Origin of the sequence: Pleomorphomonas sp. NRK KF1 (assembly GCF_023721755.1) — a bacterium.
Lineage (GTDB): Bacteria > Pseudomonadota > Alphaproteobacteria > Rhizobiales > Pleomorphomonadaceae > Pleomorphomonas.
In genome coordinates, this window is the sequence record NZ_JAMDLH010000011.1 from 46,326 (window position 1) to 66,550 (window position 20,225).

Annotated in this window: 20 protein-coding genes; 7 read left to right on the plus strand and 13 right to left on the minus strand. The window is 65.4% G+C overall.

Features of this window, described 5'->3' with window-relative positions:
- Positions 1–13 precede the first annotated feature (13 nt).
- The 9 genes from ehuA to ectA all read right to left on the minus strand — a co-directional run bounded on the left by ehuA (position 14) and on the right by ectA (position 7,995).
- Positions 14–784, minus strand: coding sequence for an ectoine/hydroxyectoine ABC transporter ATP-binding protein EhuA (ehuA, locus tag M4J39_RS21470; protein WP_251730540.1), 771 nt, complete (start codon positions 782–784; stop codon positions 14–16).
- Positions 781–1,473: an ectoine/hydroxyectoine ABC transporter permease subunit EhuD gene (ehuD, locus tag M4J39_RS21475; RefSeq protein WP_251730541.1), complete on the minus strand. Its 693-nt coding sequence runs from the start codon at positions 1,471–1,473 to the stop codon at positions 781–783. The genes ehuA and ehuD overlap by 4 nt, the downstream gene beginning before the upstream one ends.
- A gap of 3 nt (positions 1,474–1,476) precedes the next feature.
- Positions 1,477–2,148: an ectoine/hydroxyectoine ABC transporter permease subunit EhuC gene (gene ehuC / locus M4J39_RS21480; protein ID WP_251730542.1), complete on the minus strand. Its 672-nt coding sequence runs from the start codon at positions 2,146–2,148 to the stop codon at positions 1,477–1,479.
- Positions 2,149–2,331: 183 nt separating this feature from the next.
- Positions 2,332–3,195, minus strand: a complete 864-nt coding sequence (gene ehuB, locus M4J39_RS21485) for an ectoine/hydroxyectoine ABC transporter substrate-binding protein EhuB (protein WP_251730543.1) — start codon at positions 3,193–3,195, stop codon at positions 2,332–2,334.
- Positions 3,196–3,259: 64 nt separating this feature from the next.
- Complete coding sequence (locus M4J39_RS21490) at positions 3,260–4,702, minus strand: aspartate kinase (RefSeq protein ID WP_251730544.1); 1,443 nt, start codon at positions 4,700–4,702, stop codon at positions 3,260–3,262.
- 77 nt (positions 4,703–4,779) lie between these two features.
- Entirely contained in the window at positions 4,780–5,709 is a 930-nt protein-coding gene (gene thpD / locus M4J39_RS21495; protein ID WP_251730545.1) for an ectoine hydroxylase, read from the minus strand.
- Positions 5,710–5,749: 40 nt separating this feature from the next.
- Positions 5,750–6,139 carry an ectoine synthase gene (locus M4J39_RS21500; protein WP_251730546.1) on the minus strand — a complete coding sequence of 130 codons (390 nt, stop codon included), beginning with the start codon at positions 6,137–6,139 and terminating at the stop codon, positions 5,750–5,752.
- A 14-nt stretch (positions 6,140–6,153) separates the two neighbouring features.
- A complete protein-coding gene (gene ectB / locus M4J39_RS21505) occupies positions 6,154–7,443 on the minus strand; it encodes a diaminobutyrate--2-oxoglutarate transaminase (protein ID WP_251730547.1) in 1,290 nt (429 codons plus the stop codon).
- Positions 7,444–7,494: 51 nt separating this feature from the next.
- Positions 7,495–7,995: a diaminobutyrate acetyltransferase gene (gene ectA, locus M4J39_RS21510; RefSeq protein WP_251730548.1), complete on the minus strand. Its 501-nt coding sequence runs from the start codon at positions 7,993–7,995 to the stop codon at positions 7,495–7,497.
- Positions 7,996–8,399: 404 nt separating this feature from the next.
- On the opposite strand from ectA, the gene M4J39_RS21515 reads away from it, so the two are divergent.
- Together M4J39_RS21515 and M4J39_RS21520 are read left to right on the plus strand one after the other, a co-directional pair.
- On the plus strand, positions 8,400–8,828 hold the full coding sequence (locus tag M4J39_RS21515) for a MarR family winged helix-turn-helix transcriptional regulator (RefSeq protein WP_251730549.1): 429 nt from the start codon (positions 8,400–8,402) through the stop codon (positions 8,826–8,828).
- Positions 8,829–9,026: 198 nt separating this feature from the next.
- Positions 9,027–10,661, plus strand: coding sequence for a bifunctional UDP-sugar hydrolase/5'-nucleotidase (locus M4J39_RS21520; RefSeq protein WP_251730550.1), 1,635 nt, complete (start codon positions 9,027–9,029; stop codon positions 10,659–10,661).
- A gap of 233 nt (positions 10,662–10,894) precedes the next feature.
- On the opposite strand, the gene M4J39_RS21525 is transcribed toward M4J39_RS21520, so the two are convergent.
- The 4 genes from M4J39_RS21525 to M4J39_RS21540 form a co-directional block, all read right to left on the minus strand.
- Complete coding sequence (locus M4J39_RS21525; RefSeq protein ID WP_251730551.1) at positions 10,895–11,569, minus strand: hypothetical protein; 675 nt, start codon at positions 11,567–11,569, stop codon at positions 10,895–10,897.
- 36 nt (positions 11,570–11,605) lie between these two features.
- Positions 11,606–14,659, minus strand: coding sequence for an efflux RND transporter permease subunit (locus M4J39_RS21530; protein ID WP_251730552.1), 3,054 nt, complete (start codon positions 14,657–14,659; stop codon positions 11,606–11,608).
- Positions 14,656–15,738, minus strand: a complete 1,083-nt coding sequence (locus tag M4J39_RS21535; RefSeq protein ID WP_251730553.1) for an efflux RND transporter periplasmic adaptor subunit — start codon at positions 15,736–15,738, stop codon at positions 14,656–14,658. Before M4J39_RS21535 ends, M4J39_RS21530 begins: the two co-directional genes overlap by 4 nt.
- 109 nt (positions 15,739–15,847) lie before the next feature.
- Positions 15,848–16,498: a TetR/AcrR family transcriptional regulator gene (locus M4J39_RS21540; RefSeq protein ID WP_251730554.1), complete on the minus strand. Its 651-nt coding sequence runs from the start codon at positions 16,496–16,498 to the stop codon at positions 15,848–15,850.
- Positions 16,499–16,664: 166 nt separating this feature from the next.
- Here M4J39_RS21540 and M4J39_RS21545 point away from each other — a divergent pair, with 166 nt between their 5' ends.
- The 5 genes from M4J39_RS21545 (at position 16,665) to M4J39_RS21565 (ending at position 20,224) form a co-directional block, all read left to right on the plus strand.
- Positions 16,665–17,537 carry a 50S ribosomal protein L11 methyltransferase gene (locus tag M4J39_RS21545; protein ID WP_251730555.1) on the plus strand — a complete coding sequence of 291 codons (873 nt, stop codon included), beginning with the start codon at positions 16,665–16,667 and terminating at the stop codon, positions 17,535–17,537.
- Positions 17,538–17,633: 96 nt separating this feature from the next.
- A complete protein-coding gene (locus M4J39_RS21550) occupies positions 17,634–17,882 on the plus strand; it encodes an acylphosphatase (RefSeq protein WP_251730556.1) in 249 nt (82 codons plus the stop codon).
- A 208-nt stretch (positions 17,883–18,090) separates the two neighbouring features.
- Positions 18,091–18,720: a Rieske 2Fe-2S domain-containing protein gene (locus M4J39_RS21555; RefSeq protein WP_251730557.1), complete on the plus strand. Its 630-nt coding sequence runs from the start codon at positions 18,091–18,093 to the stop codon at positions 18,718–18,720.
- Between the two features lie 2 nt (positions 18,721–18,722).
- Entirely contained in the window at positions 18,723–19,562 is an 840-nt protein-coding gene (locus M4J39_RS21560) for an aromatic ring-hydroxylating dioxygenase subunit alpha (RefSeq protein WP_251730616.1), read from the plus strand.
- The gene (locus M4J39_RS21565; protein WP_251730558.1) at positions 19,559–20,224 is read left to right on the plus strand and encodes a glutathione S-transferase family protein; all 666 of its coding nucleotides are present in this window, start codon (positions 19,559–19,561) and stop codon (positions 20,222–20,224) included. Before M4J39_RS21560 ends, M4J39_RS21565 begins: the two co-directional genes overlap by 4 nt.
- Position 20,225: the final 1 nt, after the last annotated feature.

Sequence of the window (20,225 nt, forward strand, 5' to 3'; positions counted from 1 at the left end):
ACGTTGGACGAGGCTAATCCAGAACCGCCTTCAGGAACTCGCGGGTGCGATCTTCCTTGGGGTCGGTGAACAGCTCTTCGGGCGTGCCCTCCTCGCGAATGCGCCCCTGATCGAAGAAGCAGACGCGGTCCGAGATTTCGCGGGCGAAGCGCATCTCGTGCGTGACCAGCAGCATGGTCAGATCGTGCTCCTCGGCCAGCCGGCCGATGACGTTGAGCACCTCGCCGACCAGTTCCGGATCGAGCGCCGACGTCGGCTCGTCGAAGAGCAGTACGTTCGGCCGCATGGCGAGCGCCCGGGCGATGCCCACCCGCTGCTGCTGGCCGCCGGACAGCTGGTGCGGATACTTCTGCGCCTGATCGGCGAGGCCGACCAGCTCCAGCAACTCCTCGGCCCGCCCCTTGGCTTCGGCCTTGCTGAGGCCGAGCACCTTGACCGGTGCTTCGGTGATGTTGCGGAGCACCGTCATGTGGGGGAACAGGTTGAACTGCTGAAACACCATGCCGAGCTGGGTGCGCATCTTGTGCAGATGCGCCTCGCTGGCCGGCCTGAGACCGTCCGGCCCCTCCTCGTGCCAGAGAGGTTCGCCGTTCACCGTCACCACGCCGCCGTCGATCCCCTCGAGGGTCATCAGGATGCGCAGCACGGTCGACTTGCCGGACCCCGACGGGCCGATGATCGACACCTTCTCGCCGCGCCCGACCTCGAAGTCGAGCTCGTCGAGCACGGTCAGGTCGCCGAAGCGCTTGATGACCTTGTCGAACTTGATGATGGGGTCGTTCATTTCAAGGGTACCCCCTGCTTGGGCAGCCAGCCGTCGAGCAGGCGCACGCCCGCCGACGCGACCAGCGTCATGACCAGATAAAGGCCGCCGACCATGGAGAGCGGCACGAGATAGTTGAACGTCCTGTCGCCGACGATCTTGGCGACGTTGAGCATCTCCAGCACCGTCACCACCGACAGCACCGGCACGTCCTTCATGATCGAGACGAGATAGTTGCCCATGGCCGGCACGATGCGCGGCACCGCCTGCGGCACGACGATATGGGTGAAGGTGCGGGCAGGCGTGAGGTTCAGCGCGCGCGCCGCCTCGTGCTGGTACTTGGCCACCGCCTCGATGCCGGCGCGGTACACCTCCGAGGTATAGGCGCTGTACTGGATGCCGAGCGCCAGCGTCCCGGTCATGAAGGCCGGCAGCACGATGCCGTATTCGGGCAGCACGTAGTAGAGGAAGAACAGCTGCACCAGCAGCGGCGTGTCTCGGATGAACTCGGTCATGACCGTCGCCGGCCAGGCGATGATCCGGAACGGGGCGGCCTTCAGCACGGCCCACACCAGTCCCAGCACCAGCGCCACGATGAAGCCGATCACCGTCGCCTGGATCGTCACCCACATGCCGATCAGAAGGATCGGAAGGATGGAGGCGGCATAGGCCGCGGGACTCGAAAGGTCCCATTCGAAACCGAACAGCATGGCCTAGCTCCTCGCCCTGCGCCAACGGGTGACGTAGCGCTCCAGGCCGCGCATCATGACCGTGAGAACCAGCGCCATGCCGAAGTACATCACCAGCAGCATCGAGTAGATCGTGGTGCTGTCCTGGGTGTAGTTGCGGATCTGCTCGGCCCTGAACGTCAGGTCGCCGAGGCTGATGAGCGAAACCAGCGCGGTATCCTTGAGGTTCTGAACGGCAAGATTGCCGAAGGGCGGCATCATCTCCGGAATGGCCTGCGGGATCACGATGTCCCACAGCGTCTGCCGTTCGCTGAAGTTCAGCGCCCGCGCCGCTTCGCGCTGGTCCTGATGGACGGCCGTGATGGCGCCCCGAACCACCTCGGCGCCATAGGCTCCGATGTTGAGGCTGAGCGCCAGCACGCCGGCAAGAACCGGGGGAAGCCGCAGGTCGAGGCCCATCGCACTGCCGGCGAGCGGCAAGGCAAAGTACAGCCAGAAAAGCTGAACCAGCAGCGAGGTTCCGCGGAAAAGTTCAATATATGCCACGCAAATGGCGTTGATCGCCCGGTTGCGGGATAGCTTGCCGATGCCGGAGGCAAAGGCAAGCATGGCGCCCAGGACCGTCGAGTACAGCGTCAGCTGGACGGTGACCCAGGCGCCCTGCATCAGCGGCGCAATATAGTCTGTCAATTGCATGAATTGATCCAGCCTACTTGGGCATCATCCGACCGGAGTGTCGCGAGGATCGATAAGATGATGCTTCCAAAACAAATCTTGGAGCGTCGATCCGATGCAACGAGCCGGACGCGCTCTGGAGGTGTAACGCGCCAAGGGCGGGCGCCGAAGCACCCGCCCAAAGCAGCTTTCGGGAGAGATCGGCTACTCGGCGGCGCAGAGCTCGGCCGTCGTGTGCTTGCCCGAACCGTCGACATCGGCCTGGGTGAAGCCGTAGCCGGTCAGGACCTTGGACCACTCGGGCGTCTGCTTGTACTTGGCGAGGGCGTCATTGACGGCGTCGCGCAATTCCTCGTTGCCCATGGCGAAGGTGAAGCCGCCCCAGCTGCGCACTTCCTCGCCATCGATCACCGGATCGGTGAACTCGCCGGCAACCTCGACTCCCTTGCCCTGCTCGGCAAGGCCGCTCACGGTCAGGCCGGTGGCGGCGTAAGCGTCGGCGCGGCCAGTCGACACCGTCGAGATGGCGTCGGCATTGGAAGCGATGGTCACCAGGCTGCCTTCCGACACGCCCAGCTTCTGCATCATCTCCAACTGATCGGCGCCGGCCATGATGGCCACCTTCAGGTCCTGCTTTTCGGCGAAGTCGGCATAGGCGTGAATGCCCTTGGGGTTGCCCTCGGCCACCAGCAGCCCTTCGCCGTAGGACGTATTGGGCTCGGAGAACAACACCTGACCGCAGCGATCGGGAAGGATCGCCATCTCGGCGGCGACCATGTCGAAGCGGTCGGCCTTCAGGCCCGGAATGAGCGAGGAGAAGTTGGTGGTGACCCACTCGATCTTCTCGATGCCGAGTTCCTTCATCAGCGCCTTGGCGACGTCCGGACCGGCCCCCTTCGCCTCGCCCTGCGGGTCGACATAGCCGTAGGGAATCTCGTTGGCGACGGCGATGCGGATCGTCCCGTCTTCGCGGATCTTCTCAAGCGACGCGGCGCTGGCCGCGCCGGCCACCGCCATGAGGGCCAGCGTGGAAACCGCCAGCATGGTCGTCTTGTTCAAAATGGTCATGTCGTCCTCCTTTAATTGGATAGGAAATGTCCGGTCTCACCCCGTTGATGACGACCGGTTACGGTCAGGCGACCGCGGAAAGTCGTGCCGGTTCCGCCTGCGCCCAGTCCTCGACCAGCCCCTTGTGCAGCGCCGAGATCGCGGCCTCGAAATCGGTTGGTTCGACGACGATCTGCAGGTCGACCTTGCGGATGAGGTCGTGCACGCCGAGCGGGTGAATGCCGGCCGCCGCCAGGACGCCGATGGCGCTCGTCAGGATCGAGTTGTCGCCGATGTTGCGACCGATCGCCGAGACGAGCGACACCTTGCGCAGGGTCATCTGAGCGGTTGGGAAAGCCTTGGCGAGGTCGGCCTGGACTGCCTCGATCGCCTTCGCCTTGCCCTTGAGGAAGTGGGTGATGGTGTTGGCATTCGACGTCTTGGAGAGAATGCCGACCCTGTGGCGCTTCAGCGCGTCGAGGATCGCGGAATCGTAGCCCTTCACCCCCACCATGTCCTGGTCGTGGAACTCGAAGGCGAAGACGTTCCGGATGCCGGTCACGATCTCCACCTCCGGCGCGCCGGCCCCGAGGTCGGCGCGAAACACCGTTCCCTCGTGTTCCGGCTCGAAGGCGTTCTTGACGCGGAGAGGAATCCCGGCCTGCCGCAACCCCTTGGCCGCGCGCGGATGGATCGCTTCCATGCCCAGGTTGGAGAGCTGGTCGGCGACATCGTAGTTGGTTTCGCCGATCACCCGCACGTTCTCCAGCCCAACCACGCAAGGGTCGGCCGAGGAGAGATGGAACTCCTTGTGAATGATCGCCTCGCGCGCGCCCGTGACCACGGCCACCCGCGACAGGGTGACCTCGCTGTAGCCCCGGTCATAGGTGCCCATCAGCACCTCGCGGCACTGCGCATAGCCGGTGACGATGGGGAGCTCGGACGCGACGTCGACATCGGCAAAGCCGTGCTCGATCACCTCGTCGAGCGGCAATTCGCGGTCGTCGCGCCAGCCCGTGAGGTCGACGAGACGCGAACGAACCCCGCGCCGGTCGAGCAGCAGCGTGGTGTTGAAGGCCGAATGCGCCTCGCCCAGCGAGGCCAGCATCTCCCGAACCGTCAGCAGGTGCTGGTCGAGCCGGAAATGGCCCGACGAGCACAGGCGCCGCAGGTCGGTCAGGCACGAGCGAACGCCTTCGACCCGCTCGTGAACGAAGCCGTCGGCGATCCGGCGGTCATTGGCGTCGGTGAAGATGCGCTCGTTGTGCGACCGCATCTGGTCGGCGACGGCGGTCAGGGCATCGGTCCACGCCGCGCCTGTCCCCGCGTCGGCAAAAAGGGCGTAGACCCCGGGCTTGCCGGTCTTCTTGTGTTCCAGCAGCGCGTTGGTGATGCCGGAATAGGCCGACACCACGAAAATCCTGTTGTAGAGTGCAGCTCCCTTCCGGTCCCCGATCAACACGGTATCCAGCAGTTCGCCGGTTCGGGACATCGAGGTGCCGCCGATCTTCTCAACGGTATGGCTCATGTTCGTCTCGGTCATGGGTTCCCAGTCGCTTCCCCGGAAAGGGAAGCGCTGCCTGTGTTGGTCGTCACTCGGTTCGATCAGCCCAGCTCGCCGCTCTCGATGGCGAGCGGCGCCTGCGGATCACGCGAACTCAGGAACGCCGGTCGCGGCGCCTTGGCGGCAAAGGGAGCGCCGAGACGGTTGGACCAGGCGTTGTAGACGAAGAAGGCGTTCGAACGCGGGAACGGCGTAATGTTGCCGTTCGACCCGTGCAGGGTGTTGCAGTCGAACAGGATCACCGTGCCGGCACGCCCGGCGGCGTAGTCGATGCCGAACTTCTCGGCCATCCGGGTCAGGCTCTCGTGGGACGGCACGCCGATTTCCTGGCGCTTCAGCGAGGTCTTGTGGTTGTCCTCCGGCGTCTCGCCGGCGCAGGCCACGAAGGTCCGGTGCGAGCCGGGGATGAGCATCAGCGGACCGTTCAGCGGGCCGTTGTCGGTCAGCAGGATCGAGGCTGAAATCGCCCGCATGCGCGGCATGCCGTCCTCGGCGTGCCAGGTCTCGAAATCGGAGTGCCAGTAGAACTCCTTGCCGGTGAAGCCCGGCTTGTAGTTGAGGCGCGACTGATGAAGGTAGACGTCGTCGTCGAGCAGGAAGCTGACACGGCCGGCAACGCGCCGATCGCGCGCGAGGCGAGCGAACAGGGCGCTCTGCTCGTCGAGGCGGAACACGGTGCGGACCTCGTCCGAATCCGGTTCGGTGATGACGTCCTCGGGCGCCAGATCGGCGCCGCCCGAGCGGAGTCCGGCCGACTCTCCCTGAAGCGCGGCGATCTCCGCTTCGGAGAACACGTTCTCGAGGATAAGGAAGCCGTTCTTGTCGAACGCCTGCATTTCGGCGCGAGTGAGCGGCGCTTCCGGGCTCCACTGCCGCCAGACGGTGGGGTCCTTGCGTTCAAGCCAGCGCTCCTGCGGCAGGCGGGTCGGATAGTCGTCTTGATTGGCGTTGTTGATGGCTGCGAGTGTCATGTCGACGCCTTTCATTGTTCGGTTGGAAAGCGGGACGGGCTCACGCGTCTTCGAGGGGAGCGTAGGAGCCATCGGCGCGATGGACCTCCTGGCCGCTCACCGGCGGGTTGAAGCAGCAGGCCATGACCATCTCGCTATGGGCCGACAGTTGATGCCGGTCGTTGAGATCGAGCGCATACATGACGCCCGGCCGGATCTGATGAACCACCCCGGTGTCGAGCTCCTCGATGGTGCCCTCCCCCGAGATGCAGTAGACGCTCTCGAAGTGGTGCTTGTAGTGGAACACGTGGCTGGTACCGGCGTAGATACGGGTGATGTGAAAGCTGAAGCCCATGGCGTCGCCCGCCAGCAGCAGGCGCGTACTGTCCCAGCCGTCGGCCTTGACCAGACGATCGGTGCCGCGGGTTTGGGTGAGCTCTCTGACGATCATTGTTTCGTTTCTCCTTATTCGGCCGCTGCCCGGCGTGCCCCCAAGACCGAGCCGAAGGCCGCTTCCATGATGTCGAGACCGGCGGCGAGGTCCGCCTTGGCAATGGTGAGCGGGGCAAGCACCTTGACGACCTCGTCGAAGCTGCCGGAGGTCTCGATGATCAGACCGTTGTCGAAGCAACGCCTGCAGATGGCGGAGGCCTGCTCGCCGCTGCCGGTTTCGATGCCCAGCATCATGCCGCGCCCCTTGACGCGCAGGCCGTACTCGTCGGCGATGGCTTCGAGGCGACGGGCGAGATACCCCGCCTTCTCGGCCACCTCGTCGGCAAAGCCGCCGTCGGCCCAGAACTTCTCCAGTGCCGCCGCCGCCGTGATGAAGGCATGGTTGTTGCCTCGGAAGGTCCCGTTGTGCTCGGCCGGCTTCCAGACGTCGTACTGCGGCTTGATCAGCGTCACCGCCAACGGCAATCCCATGCCGGACAGAGACTTGGCCATGGTGACGATGTCGGGCTTCAACCCCATGCCGTCGAACGAGAAGAAGCCGCCGGTGCGGCCGCAGCCGGCCTGGATGTCGTCGATGATGAACAGCGCCCCATGGCGATGGGCGATGTCCTGAATCTGGCGCAGCCACTCCGGCGATGCCGCGTTGAGCCCGCCTTCGCCCTGCACCGTTTCCACGATGATGGCCGCCGGCGCGTCGATGCCGCTGGAGGGATCGGACAACTGGCTGTCCAGGAGATCAGCGGTGTTGATGTCGGGGCCGTAGTAGCCGTCGAAGGCCGCCCGGGTGACGCCGGACAGCGGCGTCGCCGCCCCGCCCCGGTGCTTGCCGTTGCCCGTCGCCGCCAGCGCCCCCAGCGTCACGCCGTGAAAGCCGTTGGTGAAGGAGATGACGTTGTCGCGGCCCGTGACCTTGCGCGCCAGCTTCAACGAGGCCTCCACCGCGTTGGCGCCGGTCGGCCCCGTGAACTGGACCCGATGGTCCAGCCCGCGCGGCTTGAGGATCAGGCGTTCGAAACTCGAAAGGAACAGCTCCTTGGCCTGGGTGAACATGTCCAGGCCGTGCGCGATCCCGTCATGCGTGACGTAATCGATCAACGCCGCCTTGAGGTCGGGGTCGTTGTGCCCGTAGTTCAGGCTCGAACAGCCGGCCAGGAAGTCGATGTAGGACTGTCCCTCGCTGTCGTAGATCCTGGCGCCCAATGCCCTGTCGAACATTTTGGGGAAGCTTCGCGAATAGGATCGAACCCGGCTCTCGACACGATCGAACGTGGCAAGGGTCGTTACGTTTGATGATTTTGTCATTGGCGCGTCTCCTCTGTTTTTTGTGGACAAGAGTGGCGTGCGAAACGTGGATCAGCCCCTCAGGGACGCGACCCGGTCCTGTCTGAACGGCCCGATCGTCAGGGCGATCTCGCTGTCGTGGGCGCCGCCGAAGTGGATATCCCGCGAGAAGAGTTCGGATCGCCGCGTCTCGGCGTCCATCGCCCGGGCCACGGAATCGAACAGGGCCCAGGATGCGGCGTTAGCCTCGGTGATGGTGCACTCGAGGTAGCGGACATGGCTTGAGGTACGTCGAGCCAGTACGTCCGCGATGAGGCGCCTGCCCAAACCCTGCCCGCGAGCACGCTGGCCGACGCAAATCTGCCAGACGAACAACGTGTCCCCACGTTGTGGAGGCACGTAACCGGACAACCACCCCACGACCGAACCATCCAGCTCGGCAATGGCGCAGGTCGAAGCGAAATGGCTGCACTGCAACAAGTTGCAGTAGAGCGAGTTCTTGTCGAGCGACGGGGTCGAGTCGATCAGGCTCCAGACGCCCGGACCGTCGCTCGCTCGGGGCACCCTGACCACGGGCGCCTTTTTGCGCCACGTGTCTGTAGCTGTCAAAATGGATTCGCCGTAAATCATGGCTACAACTTAGCTACAAAAAACTAAGTGTCAACCACCCATAGGACCGAGCAGGGGTTGAACGACGCCCGAATGTCTGGAAAATTCCTGAGAATCCGGCGTTTAGGCCCACACAAAATGTTCATTTTCAACAAAGCGTCGAAAATTCGACGAACCAACAATATAATTAGTACGAACTAACTATTTTGCGATTGTCAACGGTGCGAGGCCGGCTTGGGTTCGGCGAGCATGCAGGGTATGATCGCACCGATGATCGATAGGGTGCCATGTTGGAAGATCGGACCAAGCGTGCGTTGACCGCGATGCGCAGAATCCTGCGAACGACGGAACTCAACAGCAAACAAGTCATGAGAGAGACCGGCCTGACGCCCTCGCAGCTCATTTTCCTGCAAATCCTCGACGAAGAGCGCGAGCAGACTGCCGGGCATGTCGCCTCCCGCATGGGCATCACACAGGCGACGACCACCGTGCTGCTTCAGAAGCTGGAAGCCATGGGCATGATCCAGCGCCGCCGGGGCGAACATGACCGGCGTCAGGTCTGGCTGTCACTGACGGAGGCTGGAAGAAAGGCCCTCGCAATCGCGCCAAACGGGGCGCACGCCCAGTTCAACAAGCAGTTCATGGATCTTGAGGACTGGGAACAGGCCATGCTGATCGCCTCCCTGGAACGCGTCGCGGCCATGCTCGGCAATCACGAGCCGGGCGTCGCGGCGGTACTCGACGCATCAGAGCTTCTGGCGGGACAGGAGCCGGAGCGGACGGAAACCGGCAGGTGACCCTGCCCCACTCGCAATCGCCGGCCCGGCCTTCGGGCATGCGTCGGCGGTGATCATGGGCGGCCTCCCTGTCATAAAAACCGATCCTCGCCGTGCAAAACTACCCGTCATGGCTTGAAGCCGACAGACGGAACACGCCAAGATTGCCTGAGCGACCGCGCCACACGGCCGGCGCCGCATGAACGGGGAGACAGGAGCATGACGAAAAGACTGGCCATCGGCATTCTTTCGGCTGGCGCACTGGCGCTGTCGGCCGGTACGGCGCTGGCCGACTTCCAGCTCACCATCCTGCACATCAACGACCTTCACTCCCGCATCGAGCCGATCAACAAGTACGATTCCACCTGCTCGGCCAAGGAGAGCGACGCCGGCGAGTGCTTCGGCGGCATCGCCCGCGTGAAGAGCGCCATCGACGCCAAGCGCCAGGAGCTGGCGGACGCCAATCTCCTGGTGCTCGATGCCGGCGACCAGTTCCAGGGCTCGCTCTACTACAGCAAGTTCAAGAGCGCCCCGGTCGCCGAGTTCATGAACGGCATCGGCTTCGACGCCATGGCCATCGGCAACCACGAGTTCGACGACGGCCCGGAGGAGCTCGACAAGCTGATCGGCGCGGTGAAGTTCCCGATCATCTCCGGCAACACCATCGCCGCCAAGGGCTCGCTGCTCGACGGCAAGTACAAGGGTTACGTCATCAAGGAGTTCGGCGGCGAGAAGGTGGCCGTCGTCTCGGTGCTGGCGACCGACACCGCCGAGACCTCCTCGCCCGGCAAGGACATCACCTTCGAGGACGAGATCGCCTACCTCCGGAAGGCGGTGAAGGAGATCGAGGCCGAGGGCGTCAACAAGATCGTCGCCCTCACCCACGTCGGCTACGTCAAGGACCAGGAAATCGCGTCGAAGGTCGACGGCATCGACGTCATCGTCGGCGGCCACAGCCACACCTATCTGTCGTCCACCGACGAGAAGGCGTCCGGCCCCTATCCGACGCTGGTCAAGAACCCGTCGGGCGTCGCGGTACCCATCGTCACCGCCTATGCCTATTCCAAGTATCTCGGCGACTTCACCGTCAACTTCAACGACCAGGGCGTCGTCACCGCCACCAAGGGCGCGCCGGTCCTGCTCGACGCTTCGGTGACGCCGGACGAGGGATATGCCGCACGCGTCAAGGAACTGGGCAAGCCGCTGGAGGAGCTGAAGGCCAAGGTGGTGGGTTCGGCCGCCGAAACCATCGACGGCGATCGCAAGTCCTGCCGCGCCGTTGAGTGCTCCATGGGCAATCTCGTCGCCGACGCCGCGCTCGACCGCGTTGCCAGCCAGGGCATCACCATCTCCATCGCCAACGGCGGTGGTCTCCGGGCGTCGATCGATGCCGGCGACGTCACCATGGGCGAGGTGCTGACGGTGCTGCCGTTCCAGAACACCATCGCCACCTTCCAGATCGACGGCGCCGGCATCAAGGAAGCGCTGGAGAATGGCGTCAGCCAGGTGGATGAAGGCGCCGGCCGCTTCCCGCAGGTGTCGGGCCTGAAATACACCTTCGACCGTTCCAAGCCGGTCGGCAGCCGGATCACCTCCGTCGAGGTGAAGGAGGGCGACGCCTTCGTGCCGCTCGACCCGGCCAAGACCTATGGCGTCGTCACCAACAACTACGTGCGCGGCGGCGGCGACGGCTTCAAGACCTTCGCCACCAAAGCGGTCAACGCCTACGACTACGGTCCGAACCTCGAGGACGCGGTGGCCGAGTACCTGACCACCCACAACCCCTACAAGCCCTACACCGACGGTCGCATCACCGACGCGACCCCGGCCGACTACGTGCCTCCGAAGAAGTAATACCGTTTCCGACGGGTTTAGACCTTTCGGGCGGAACCTGACGGAAGCGGAAGCGCCCGACCGGGCGTCGGCCGGTCAGGCCGAAACCCGCTTGGGCCGGATGAGTCCGGATCAAGCGGAACGCATATAACGGCAAGGCCTCAGGGTGTGATCGACACGACGGGCGGGGCTCCAGGCTTCGCCCGTCGTTCCGTTTGCAGGACGTACCGGTCCCTCGAAACGGCTGGCGTCGATCAGCCGCGCGACAGCGACAGCCCGAAACCGACGATGGCCGCCCCGCGTAGAAAGAGGTCCACGCGAAGCACAAGGTCCAACGCTATCAGGCGATCGAACCCGCTGAGCGCATGGGTCGCTCCCACCAGCCACAGCAGCAGGAAGAAACCCATCAGGCCGCTGGTTCCGAGCCACGTGAAGGCGCTGCCTGTGGCAAGGGTGAGGCCGATCCAGATCCGGACAAGCGACGACGCGGCAAGCAGCAGCGCGAACAGGGCCGGCGAAGTCCAGAGTGCCAGGCCGGGATCGAACGTGAGCAACATGCCGAGGCAGGCATCCAGCATGCCCAGCGAGACCCAGTCACCGTAAACGTCCGGGCTTCCGATCCGCAGGATGAGCAGGACCTGGAGGAGCCCGCCGACGATGGAGGCCAACCCCGTCAGGTAGTCGTCGGTCAGGTAGTCGCCGGTCAGGCCGCCAACCAGGAAAGAGGCGACCGGGAGCCCGGCGAGACCCGAGAGCATCGCCCCGAGGGCACAGAGCCGCCGCCAGTCCGCAGGGGCGCCGAAGCGGCCCGAAGTCCGGTCGTGATGGGTCGTGACGGCCCTCACGACATGCGCGGCGATCCCGGAGGTCGCCCCGCGGACCAGGAGGCGCCGCAGGGAAGCCCGGCCGATCCGAACCTTTCTCGACATCGCATCGTCCCCCAACCCCCGAAGCGGGCGCGCACCTCAGCCCGGCGAGGCGCCGGCCGGCTGGATCCGGAACCAGGCCACATAGAGCGCCGGCAGGAACAGAAGCGTCAGCGCCGTCGCCACCGCGAGACCGCCGATGATGGCGTAGGCCATCGGACCCCAGAAGATGGTGGGGGCGATTGGGATCATGCCCAGCGTCGCCGCCGAGGCGGTGAGCAGGATCGGCCGGAAGCGGATTACCGCCGCCTCGATCACCGCGTTCCAGTCGTCGAGACCGGCTCGCTTCTCCTGCTCGATCTGGTCGATCAGGATCACCGAGTTGCGGGCGATCATGCCGATCAGCGCCAGCACGCCCAGCATGGCGACGAAGCCCAGGGGTTTCTGCGCGACAAACAGCGCCATCACCACGCCGATCACCCCGAGCGGTGCCACGCTCAGCACCATGAACACGCCGTTGAAGGAGCGCAGTTGCACCATCAGGATGGTCACCATGAGGAACAGCATCAACGGAACCACGGCCATCACCGAGGCCTGCGACTTGCCGCTCTCCTCGACCGCGCCGCCCGCATCGATGCGGTAGCCATAAGGAAGGCTCGCGGCGATCTCGTGGATGGGACCGCTCAGCGATTCCACGATCGAGGCAGGCATGGCGCCGGGCGCCGCGTCGGCGGCGATCGTCAGCGTCGGGCTGCGGTCGCGCCGCCACATCAGCGGGCTTTCGAGGCCGTAGTCCACCTGGGCCACCTGGCTGAGCGGCACCGACTTGCCGCTGGAGAGCGGCAATTGCAGGGTGCGGATGGTCGACAGCGACATGCGCTCCTCGGCCTTCGCCCTGATCACGACGTTGACGAGATAGATGTCGTCGCGCACCTGCGTGACCGTTCCACCGGAAACGATGGCGTTGACCGCCTGCGACACCTGCAGCGAGCTGAGACCGAGCAGTCGCGCCTGATCCTGGTCGACATGGATCTTGATCGTCCTGACCGGCTCCATCCAGTCGTAGTTGATCTTCTCAACGCGCCCGTCGGTGTTCATGGCCGCCGCGACGCGATAGGCGATCTCGCGCACCTTGTCCTCGGACGGGCCGCTGACGCGATACTGGATCGGCCAGCCGACCGGCGGACCGAGCTCCAGCGGATAGACGCGACCGATGACATTGGGGAACTCCTCGGTCAGCGCCTTCTCGAGCCTCTCCTTGACGCGGTCGCGCTCGGCGAGGCCCTTGGTCACCACCACCGACTGGGCGAAGAAGTCGTTGGGCAGTTGCAGGTCCATCGGCAGGTAGAAGCGCACGGCGCCGCGGCCGACATAGGTGCTCCAGTGATCGACGTCGGCGTCATCCGACAGCATCTTGTCGATCCTGGCCGAAATCTCCCGCGAGGCCTCGATGGAGGCGTTCTGCGGCAGCTTCAGGTCGACCAGCAACTCGGGGCGGTCCGAGGAGGGGAAGAACTGCTGCGGCACGAAGCGCATGCCGTAGATGGCGACGGCGAGCACGGCCAGTGTGAGGCCGATGGTCGCCCAACGCCAGCGCATGACGGTGGAGAGGACGGCGCGGAAGGCCCGGAGGATCGGCCCGTTACCGACCTCGTGGTGTTCGCCTTTCGGCTTCTTCAGGATCCATACGCCGAGCAGAGGCGAGAACAGGGCCGCCACGAACCACGAGGCGATGAGGGCGATGCCGACCACGGCGAAGATCGAGAAGGTGTATTCGCCGGCCATGGACTTGGCAAAGCCGATCGGCACGAAGCCCGCGATGGTCACCAGCGTGCCGGCAAGGCGCGGATAGGCGGTGGACCGGTAGGCGAAGGACGCCGCCTCTTCCCTGCTTTCGCCCCGTTCAAGCCGGGTGATCATGCTTTCGATGGTGATCATCGCGTCGTCGACCAGGAGACCGAGCGCGATGATCAGCGCGCCAAGCGAGATGCGCTGCAGGTCGATGCCCAGGATCTGCATGGCGACAAAGACGATGGCGAGAACCAGGGGGATCGACAACGCGACGATCGAGCCGGCCCGGAAGCCGAGGCTGACCACGCTGACGATGAGAACGATGCCGATGGCTTCCCACAGCGCCTCGGTGAACTCGCCCACCGCGTGCTCGACGGTCTCCGCCTGATCGGCCACCTCATGCATTTCGATGCCAAGCGGGAGATCAGCCATGATGGCGGCCATGGCGGCGCGAATGTTATCGCCGAGCACCAGCACGTCGCCACCGTCGCGCATCGCAACGGCGAGGCCAATCGCCTCCTTGCCGTTGACGCGGAACAGCGGCTGCGGCGGATCGGACGGCCCGCGCGTGACCTTGGCGATGTCGCCGAGGCGGATCAGCCGGCCGTTGGCCGCGAAATTGACGGCCAGGATGTCCTTTTCCGACTTGAAGCCGCCGGACGTGCGCACCAGGATCTTCTCGTTCTCGGTTTCCACCACGCCGGCCGGCGCGATGGCGTTTTGCGCCATCAGGGCGGCGATCAGCGACGTCTTGTCGAGGCCGAGGCCTGCGATCTGATCGGTCGAGAACTCGATGTAGATGCGCTCGTCCTGCACGCCGAGCATGTCGATCTTCGACACGTCGGGGATCTGCAACAGGCGCGACCGGATGTCCTCGACATAGTCGCGCAGCTCCCGGCTGGAAAAGCCGTCGGAGGTGAAGCCGTAGACGATGCCGTAGGTGTCGCCGAACTCGTCGTTGAACCACGGGCCGAGGGCGCCCTGCGGCAGCGTGTCCTTGATGTCGCCCACCTTCTTGCGGACCTGATACCAGATGTCCGCAACCTCGGCCTTGGGCGCCGAGCCCTCCAGCGTCACGAAAATGGTGGTCACGCCGGCCTGGGTGTAGCTCTTGACGTAGTCGAGATGCGGCGTTTCCTGGAGCTTGCGCTCGATGCGCTCGGTGACCTGCTTCAGCGTTTCCTCGATGGTCGCGCCCGGCCACTGCGCCACGACGACCATGGTCTTGATGGTGAAGGAAGGATCCTCGCCGCGCCCGAGGCCGGTGTAGCACCAGGCGCCGGCGAGCGAGATCACCAGCATGAAGTAGAGGATCAGCGATCGGTTGCCGATGGCCCAGATGGAAAGGTTGAAACCCTTCATGACGAGCCTCCCAGAAGGCGCACCTTCTGCCCCGGATGCAACGACTGCACGCCGGCAGTGACGATGGTCTCGCCCGGCTGCAGTCCACCCGAAAGAATGACACTGGCCGGCTCGTATCGGACGACGGTGACGTCGCGCAGCGAGACGCTCAGGTCTTTCGTGTCCACGACCCAGACGGCGCTCGCCGTCCCGCCGTGGACGAGGGCAGACGATGGCACCTCGATGCCTTCCGGCGCGTCGAGCAGCGTGGTGCCCGACACCGTCGAACCGAGCTGCATCGCCTCAGGCGGATTGTCGAGCGCCACCTTCACGGTGTAGGTCCGAGTGACCGGATCGGCCTGGGGCGCGATCTCGCGGATATGGCCTGTGGTGCCGATCGCGGCGTCCTCGGTCAGAGCGACGGTGAAGGCGGGATTCTCCGGCAGGGCACGAATGATCTGGCCCGACACGGCGAACACCGCGTCGCGGCCGCCGTCGCTGGCGATCTGGGCCACCGGCTGGCCGGCGGCCACCACCTCGCCGGCTTCCGCGCCGGTGGTAATGACGGTGCCGGCGACATCGGCGGTCAGGATGGTGTAGCCGAGTTGCTCCCTGGCGCTTTTCACCTGCGCCTCTGCGGAGGCGACCTGAGCCTCGGCCGACTCCAGCGCCTGCCGCGCCTGGTCGAACTGGGCGTTGCTGGCAAAGCCCTTGCTCAGGAGGCCGTTCTGCCGCGCGTAGGTGTTGCGTGCCTCGACCAGTTGCGCCCTGGCGGCCGACAAGAGCGCCTCGGCCTGCAACAGCGTGTTCTTCTGGATCTGGTCGTCGAGATGAGCGATCACCTGCCCCGGCGCCACCTGATCGCCGACGCGGACCACGCGATCGATCATGTGTCCGCTCAGGCGGAACGCCAGGTTGATCTCGGTGCGCGCCCTCACTTGCCCGGTCAGCATCACCGGCTCGCCGGCCGGCCGTTGGCCGACCACCACGGACTTGACCGGACGGGCCTCCGGCACCGGCGGTTTGTCCTGCTCGCATCCGCCCAACAGGCTGGCGACCACCGCCGTCGCGACGCTCGCCACCGAAAGCCAACCACGCATCTCGCACCTCTCGTATAGCGGGTGGCACCCGCCGGAAGACAAGGCTCCGCCGCCGGGGAAAGCCGCGCTTTCCCGGATAGACCGAAGCCGAACTGCTGGTGAAACGGTCCTAGATGCCGTGCAAGAAGAGCTCCGTCACAGACATGGACAGGTATAGGTAGGAGTCATCCCTCGGGATTTCCGGCGCCAGCTTGGCCAGAATGTCGGGAAACCCGTGCGGTTGGCTGAGCGCATTGGTCAGGATGATGAAGAACAGCGCCGGATGACGGCTGCGGATGATCCCCGTCGCCATCGCTTCTTCAAAGGTCGCATTGCCCGAAGCATAGGCCGGCACAAGCAGGTTGTCGGCGACGAAATCCGCCCGCTCGCCGCCATCGGCGATGGACCTGAAGACGAAGTCTCGGATCTCCGGGTTGTCCTTGTAGAACTCGGCCGTCTTTCGGATGATGATCGCCAGGCGCTCCTCGACCTTCATCGCGGAGTCCCCGGAGATCTGTTCGACAAGCTCCATCATCGGCGCGGCTCGCGACAGAACCCGCTCGGCGCTCGCCGTCCACAGCTCCGCCTTGCCGCCGAAATGCACCCGGACGAGGTTGGCGCCGACGCCGGCCGCCGCGGCCACGCCTCTGATGTCCGTTCCGTCGTACCCTTGGGCAGCGAACAGCCGGATAGCCGCCGAAAGCAACGCTTCGCGCCCGCTGGGCATGTCCTTGGTCCGCCGTCCGCGCGGCCCCGCCGGCTTCTCCGACTCCTGCACCATCGCAACTCCGCTTAATATGTACGAGTGTACATATATTGAGTGGAGCGAGCTTGCAAGGGAAATTCGCCCGTTCGCAACGCGGAAGGCCTCGGGCGCTTTGACAAGACGAGGGGCACGGACTAAAGCGCAGGAACCCTGCCCCCGGGAACCCGTTTCAGGAACCGCCATGCGCCAGTACCAGCTCCACATCCCCGCCGCCGATGCGGCGGCCGCAGAGACGATTGCCGATGCGGTCGAGGCTGCCTTCGTCGAGGCCGGTCCGGTGAGTTGGTACGAGACCGACGGCGGCTGGGCGGTGGACGGCTTCTTCTTCGCCGAGGACGGCGACGAGATTCTGGCGCCGGCACGCGCTGCCCTCGGCGGCATCGTCGATGCCGCGCTGGTGACGGTCGAGCCGGTTCCCGAGGATGTCGACTGGGTGGCGCAGAGTCTCGAAGGCCTCAGCCCGGTGGTGGCCGGCCGCTTCGTGGTGCATGGCGCCCACGACCGCGACCGCATCCCCAAGGGGCTGATCGGCTTGCAGATCGAGGCCAACCAGGCCTTCGGCACCGGCCACCATCCGACCACCTGGGGCTGCCTGACCGCCCTCTCCCGCCTGCTCGCCGTCTACCGCTTCGACAACGTGTTCGACTTGGGCACCGGATCGGGCGTGCTGGCCATCGGCATCGCGCTCGCCACCAAGCGACCGGTGCTCGCCTCCGACATCGATCCGCTGGCGGTGGAGATCGCGCTGGAAAACGCCGAGATCAACGGCGCCGCCAATCTCGTCACCGCCGTCACGGCCGCCGGCTTCGCCCATCCGGCCATCGTCGGCCGCAAGTTCGACCTGATCGTCGCCAACATCCTGGCCGATCCCTTGAAGATGCTGTCGCCGCAGTTCCGCGCCCACGCCCTGCCGGGCGCTGCCGTGGTGCTCTCGGGCATCCTCAGAACCCAGGCCGAGAGCGTGCTGGCCGCCTTCCGCGCACAGGGCTTCGTGCGCGAGCGGCACCTCGTCAAGGACGTCTGGAGCACCCTGGTGCTGCGTTACGCCGGCTGAGGCCGGGCATCTGGCGAGAAAGCAACCCCGACGGGGTGGCGAAAGCGAACTCCGGTCTGCTAGCCTTCAAGCCGACCGAATGGAGATGCTCCGCCCATGCTCGATGCCCGCGAACGCCTGACGATCCGTGGTCGCCTCGGCGCTGACAGCTTTCTGCCGTGGATTACCCGCCATGCGGCCCGGCTCGGCCTTGATGGCGAAATACGCCACGCCGATGCGGAGCAGGTGGACATCGACCTCCTCGGCCCCATCGATCTGATCGACGCCATGGAAATGGGTTGCCTGCTCGGCCCGATCGACGTCTGGGTCGAAACCATCGATCGCACGCCGAGTCCTTCCGCCTGACGACGGAACCGAAAGCGGCCCGGCAAGCGGCCGCCTTTTTGGAAGGCTCTTCGCCTTCACTGTTGGCACGCACCCGCCGCGTATGCTTAAATTTTGATCTCGTCTGTAGATGCAATAATATTATGCATAGGATATCTACTTAGGTGAAGTGAGGCGGACGCCCTTCGGCAGAGTCCCCTCGTCGACATTCTTGATTTGAGACGAATCCATGCCTGTTGAGATGCACCGCGACTGGATCCCGGTGGCCCTTTCGGCTGACCTGCCGGCCGCGACAGTCGTTCCCGCGCACACGCCGTCCGGCATCCTGGCGCTGTGGCGCAGCGCAAGCGGCAAGCTCACCGCCCTGGCCGACCGTTGCCCGCACCGAGGCATGCGCCTTTCCTACGGTTTCGTGCGCGGCGAGGCGCTGTCCTGCATCTATCACGGCTGGAGCTATGGCCGGAACGGCCAGTGCCAGCGCATTCCCGCCCACCCCGACCTAGCCCCGCCAGCGGCGATCAAGGCGGCGAACTATGCGGCGGAAGAGCGGAACGGCGTGATCTGGATCGCCCAGGAAGAACCCGAAACGCCACCGCCCGCGCTGGAGGGGTTCAAGCCGCTCCGTTCGATCACCGTCGGCGCGGACGCCGAGCTCATCGCCGGCAGCAGAGACGTGCGGATGCGGTTGGCCGGCATCGACGCGCTTCTGCTGATCGTCGGGACCGGCGGCAGCGAAACGGTCGCCCATGTCATGGTCGACGCGGCCGCCTCCGAGGTCGAGTGCGTCGCCGCGTCGAGGGCCGCCGAAGGCTGGCGGCGCGACTGCGAGCGGCTCGGCCGCAAGGACCTTGCGTCATGACCATGGACCGCCAACCGATGATCGACCAGTGGTACCCGGTGGCGCTCGCCAGCCAGCTGCCGGCCGGCGGACGCGCCACGCAGTTGATGGGAACGCCGATCACGGTTCTCCCCGGCGAGCCGATCCGGGTCGTCACCGCCGACGGCCGCGATCTCCGGATCACCGTCCGCTACGGCCACGTCTGGACGTCGCTCGGCGATCCTGCGAAGGAGCTGTTCGACATTCCCGAAGCCGATCAGCCCGGCCGCCGCCTGGTCGAGGTCGGCGTCGTGCGGGTGCGCTGCTCGCCGCTTCGCGCCGTAGAGAACTTCCTGGATATCGCCCACTTCCCCTTCGTCCACACCGACATCCTCGGTGCCGAACCCCACACGGAAGTCGGCAAGTACGACGTCGAGATCCGCGAGCAAGAGGACGAGGTCTGGGCGACCAAGGTGCAATTCTACCAGCCGCAGGCCGCGAAGTCGGCGACCGGCGGCATCACCACCGATTACATGTACCGGGTACCGGCGCCGACCTCGACGGTGCTCTACAAGACTTGCCCCGCACGCCCCGGCGAATGGGACGTCATCACGCTGTTCGTCCAGCCGCTGACGGAAGAGCTCTGCGACGTCTGGCCGTGGATGGCGCTGTTCGATGACGAGACGGCGCTGACCGATCTCATCCACTTCCAGCAGATGATTTTCCTGCAGGACCGCTCGATTCTGGAAAACCAGATCCCGCGCCTCCTGCCTCTGGACCCCGGGCGGGAGATTCCGACCCGCGCCGACCTCACCTCGGTCGCCTATCGCCGCTGGCTGAAGCGGCATCAGTTCACCTATGGCGCGCAGCTGGTGGCCCAATGATCCTCTACGACTACATACTCTCGCCCGACGCCTACAAGGTTCGCCTGATGGCAGCGCTGGCCGGCGTGAAGCTGAACCTTCGGGCGGTGGACGTGCATCCCGGCCGCGAGCACGAATCCGAGCCCCTGCGCGCGCTCAATCCCGCCGGGTCGATCCCGATCCTGCTCGATGGCGACCTGATACTCACCGAAAGCGCCGCCATGCTGGTCTATCTGGCGCGGCTCGAAGCGCCGACATGGCTGGGCGACGACAATGCGGCGAATGCGGCTCGCGTCCAGCAATGGCTCGCCTTCTCGCGTCGGCTGACCGACCACTTGGGCGGCGCGCGCGCAACCGAGATGCTGTCGGAGCCCGGCGACCTGCCGGCCTTGCAGCGGGCCGGCACCCTCGACCTCCGCGAGCTTGAGGCAGCCCTCACCGAAAGGCGCATCCTGGGTCAGACCTTCCTGGCCAGCGACCGGCCGACGGTAGCCGACATCGCCTGTTTCCCCTATGTGGCCCTCGCCCCGGACGGCGGCGTGTCGCTCGACCCCTATCCATCGATCCGTCTCTGGACGCGAGCCATCCGCATGCTGCCCGGTTTTATCGAGATGCCGGGCATCCACCGCCTGCACGAGCTCAAGCCGGAACCGCTTTCAACCGAAACGCCGGAGACGGTTTGAC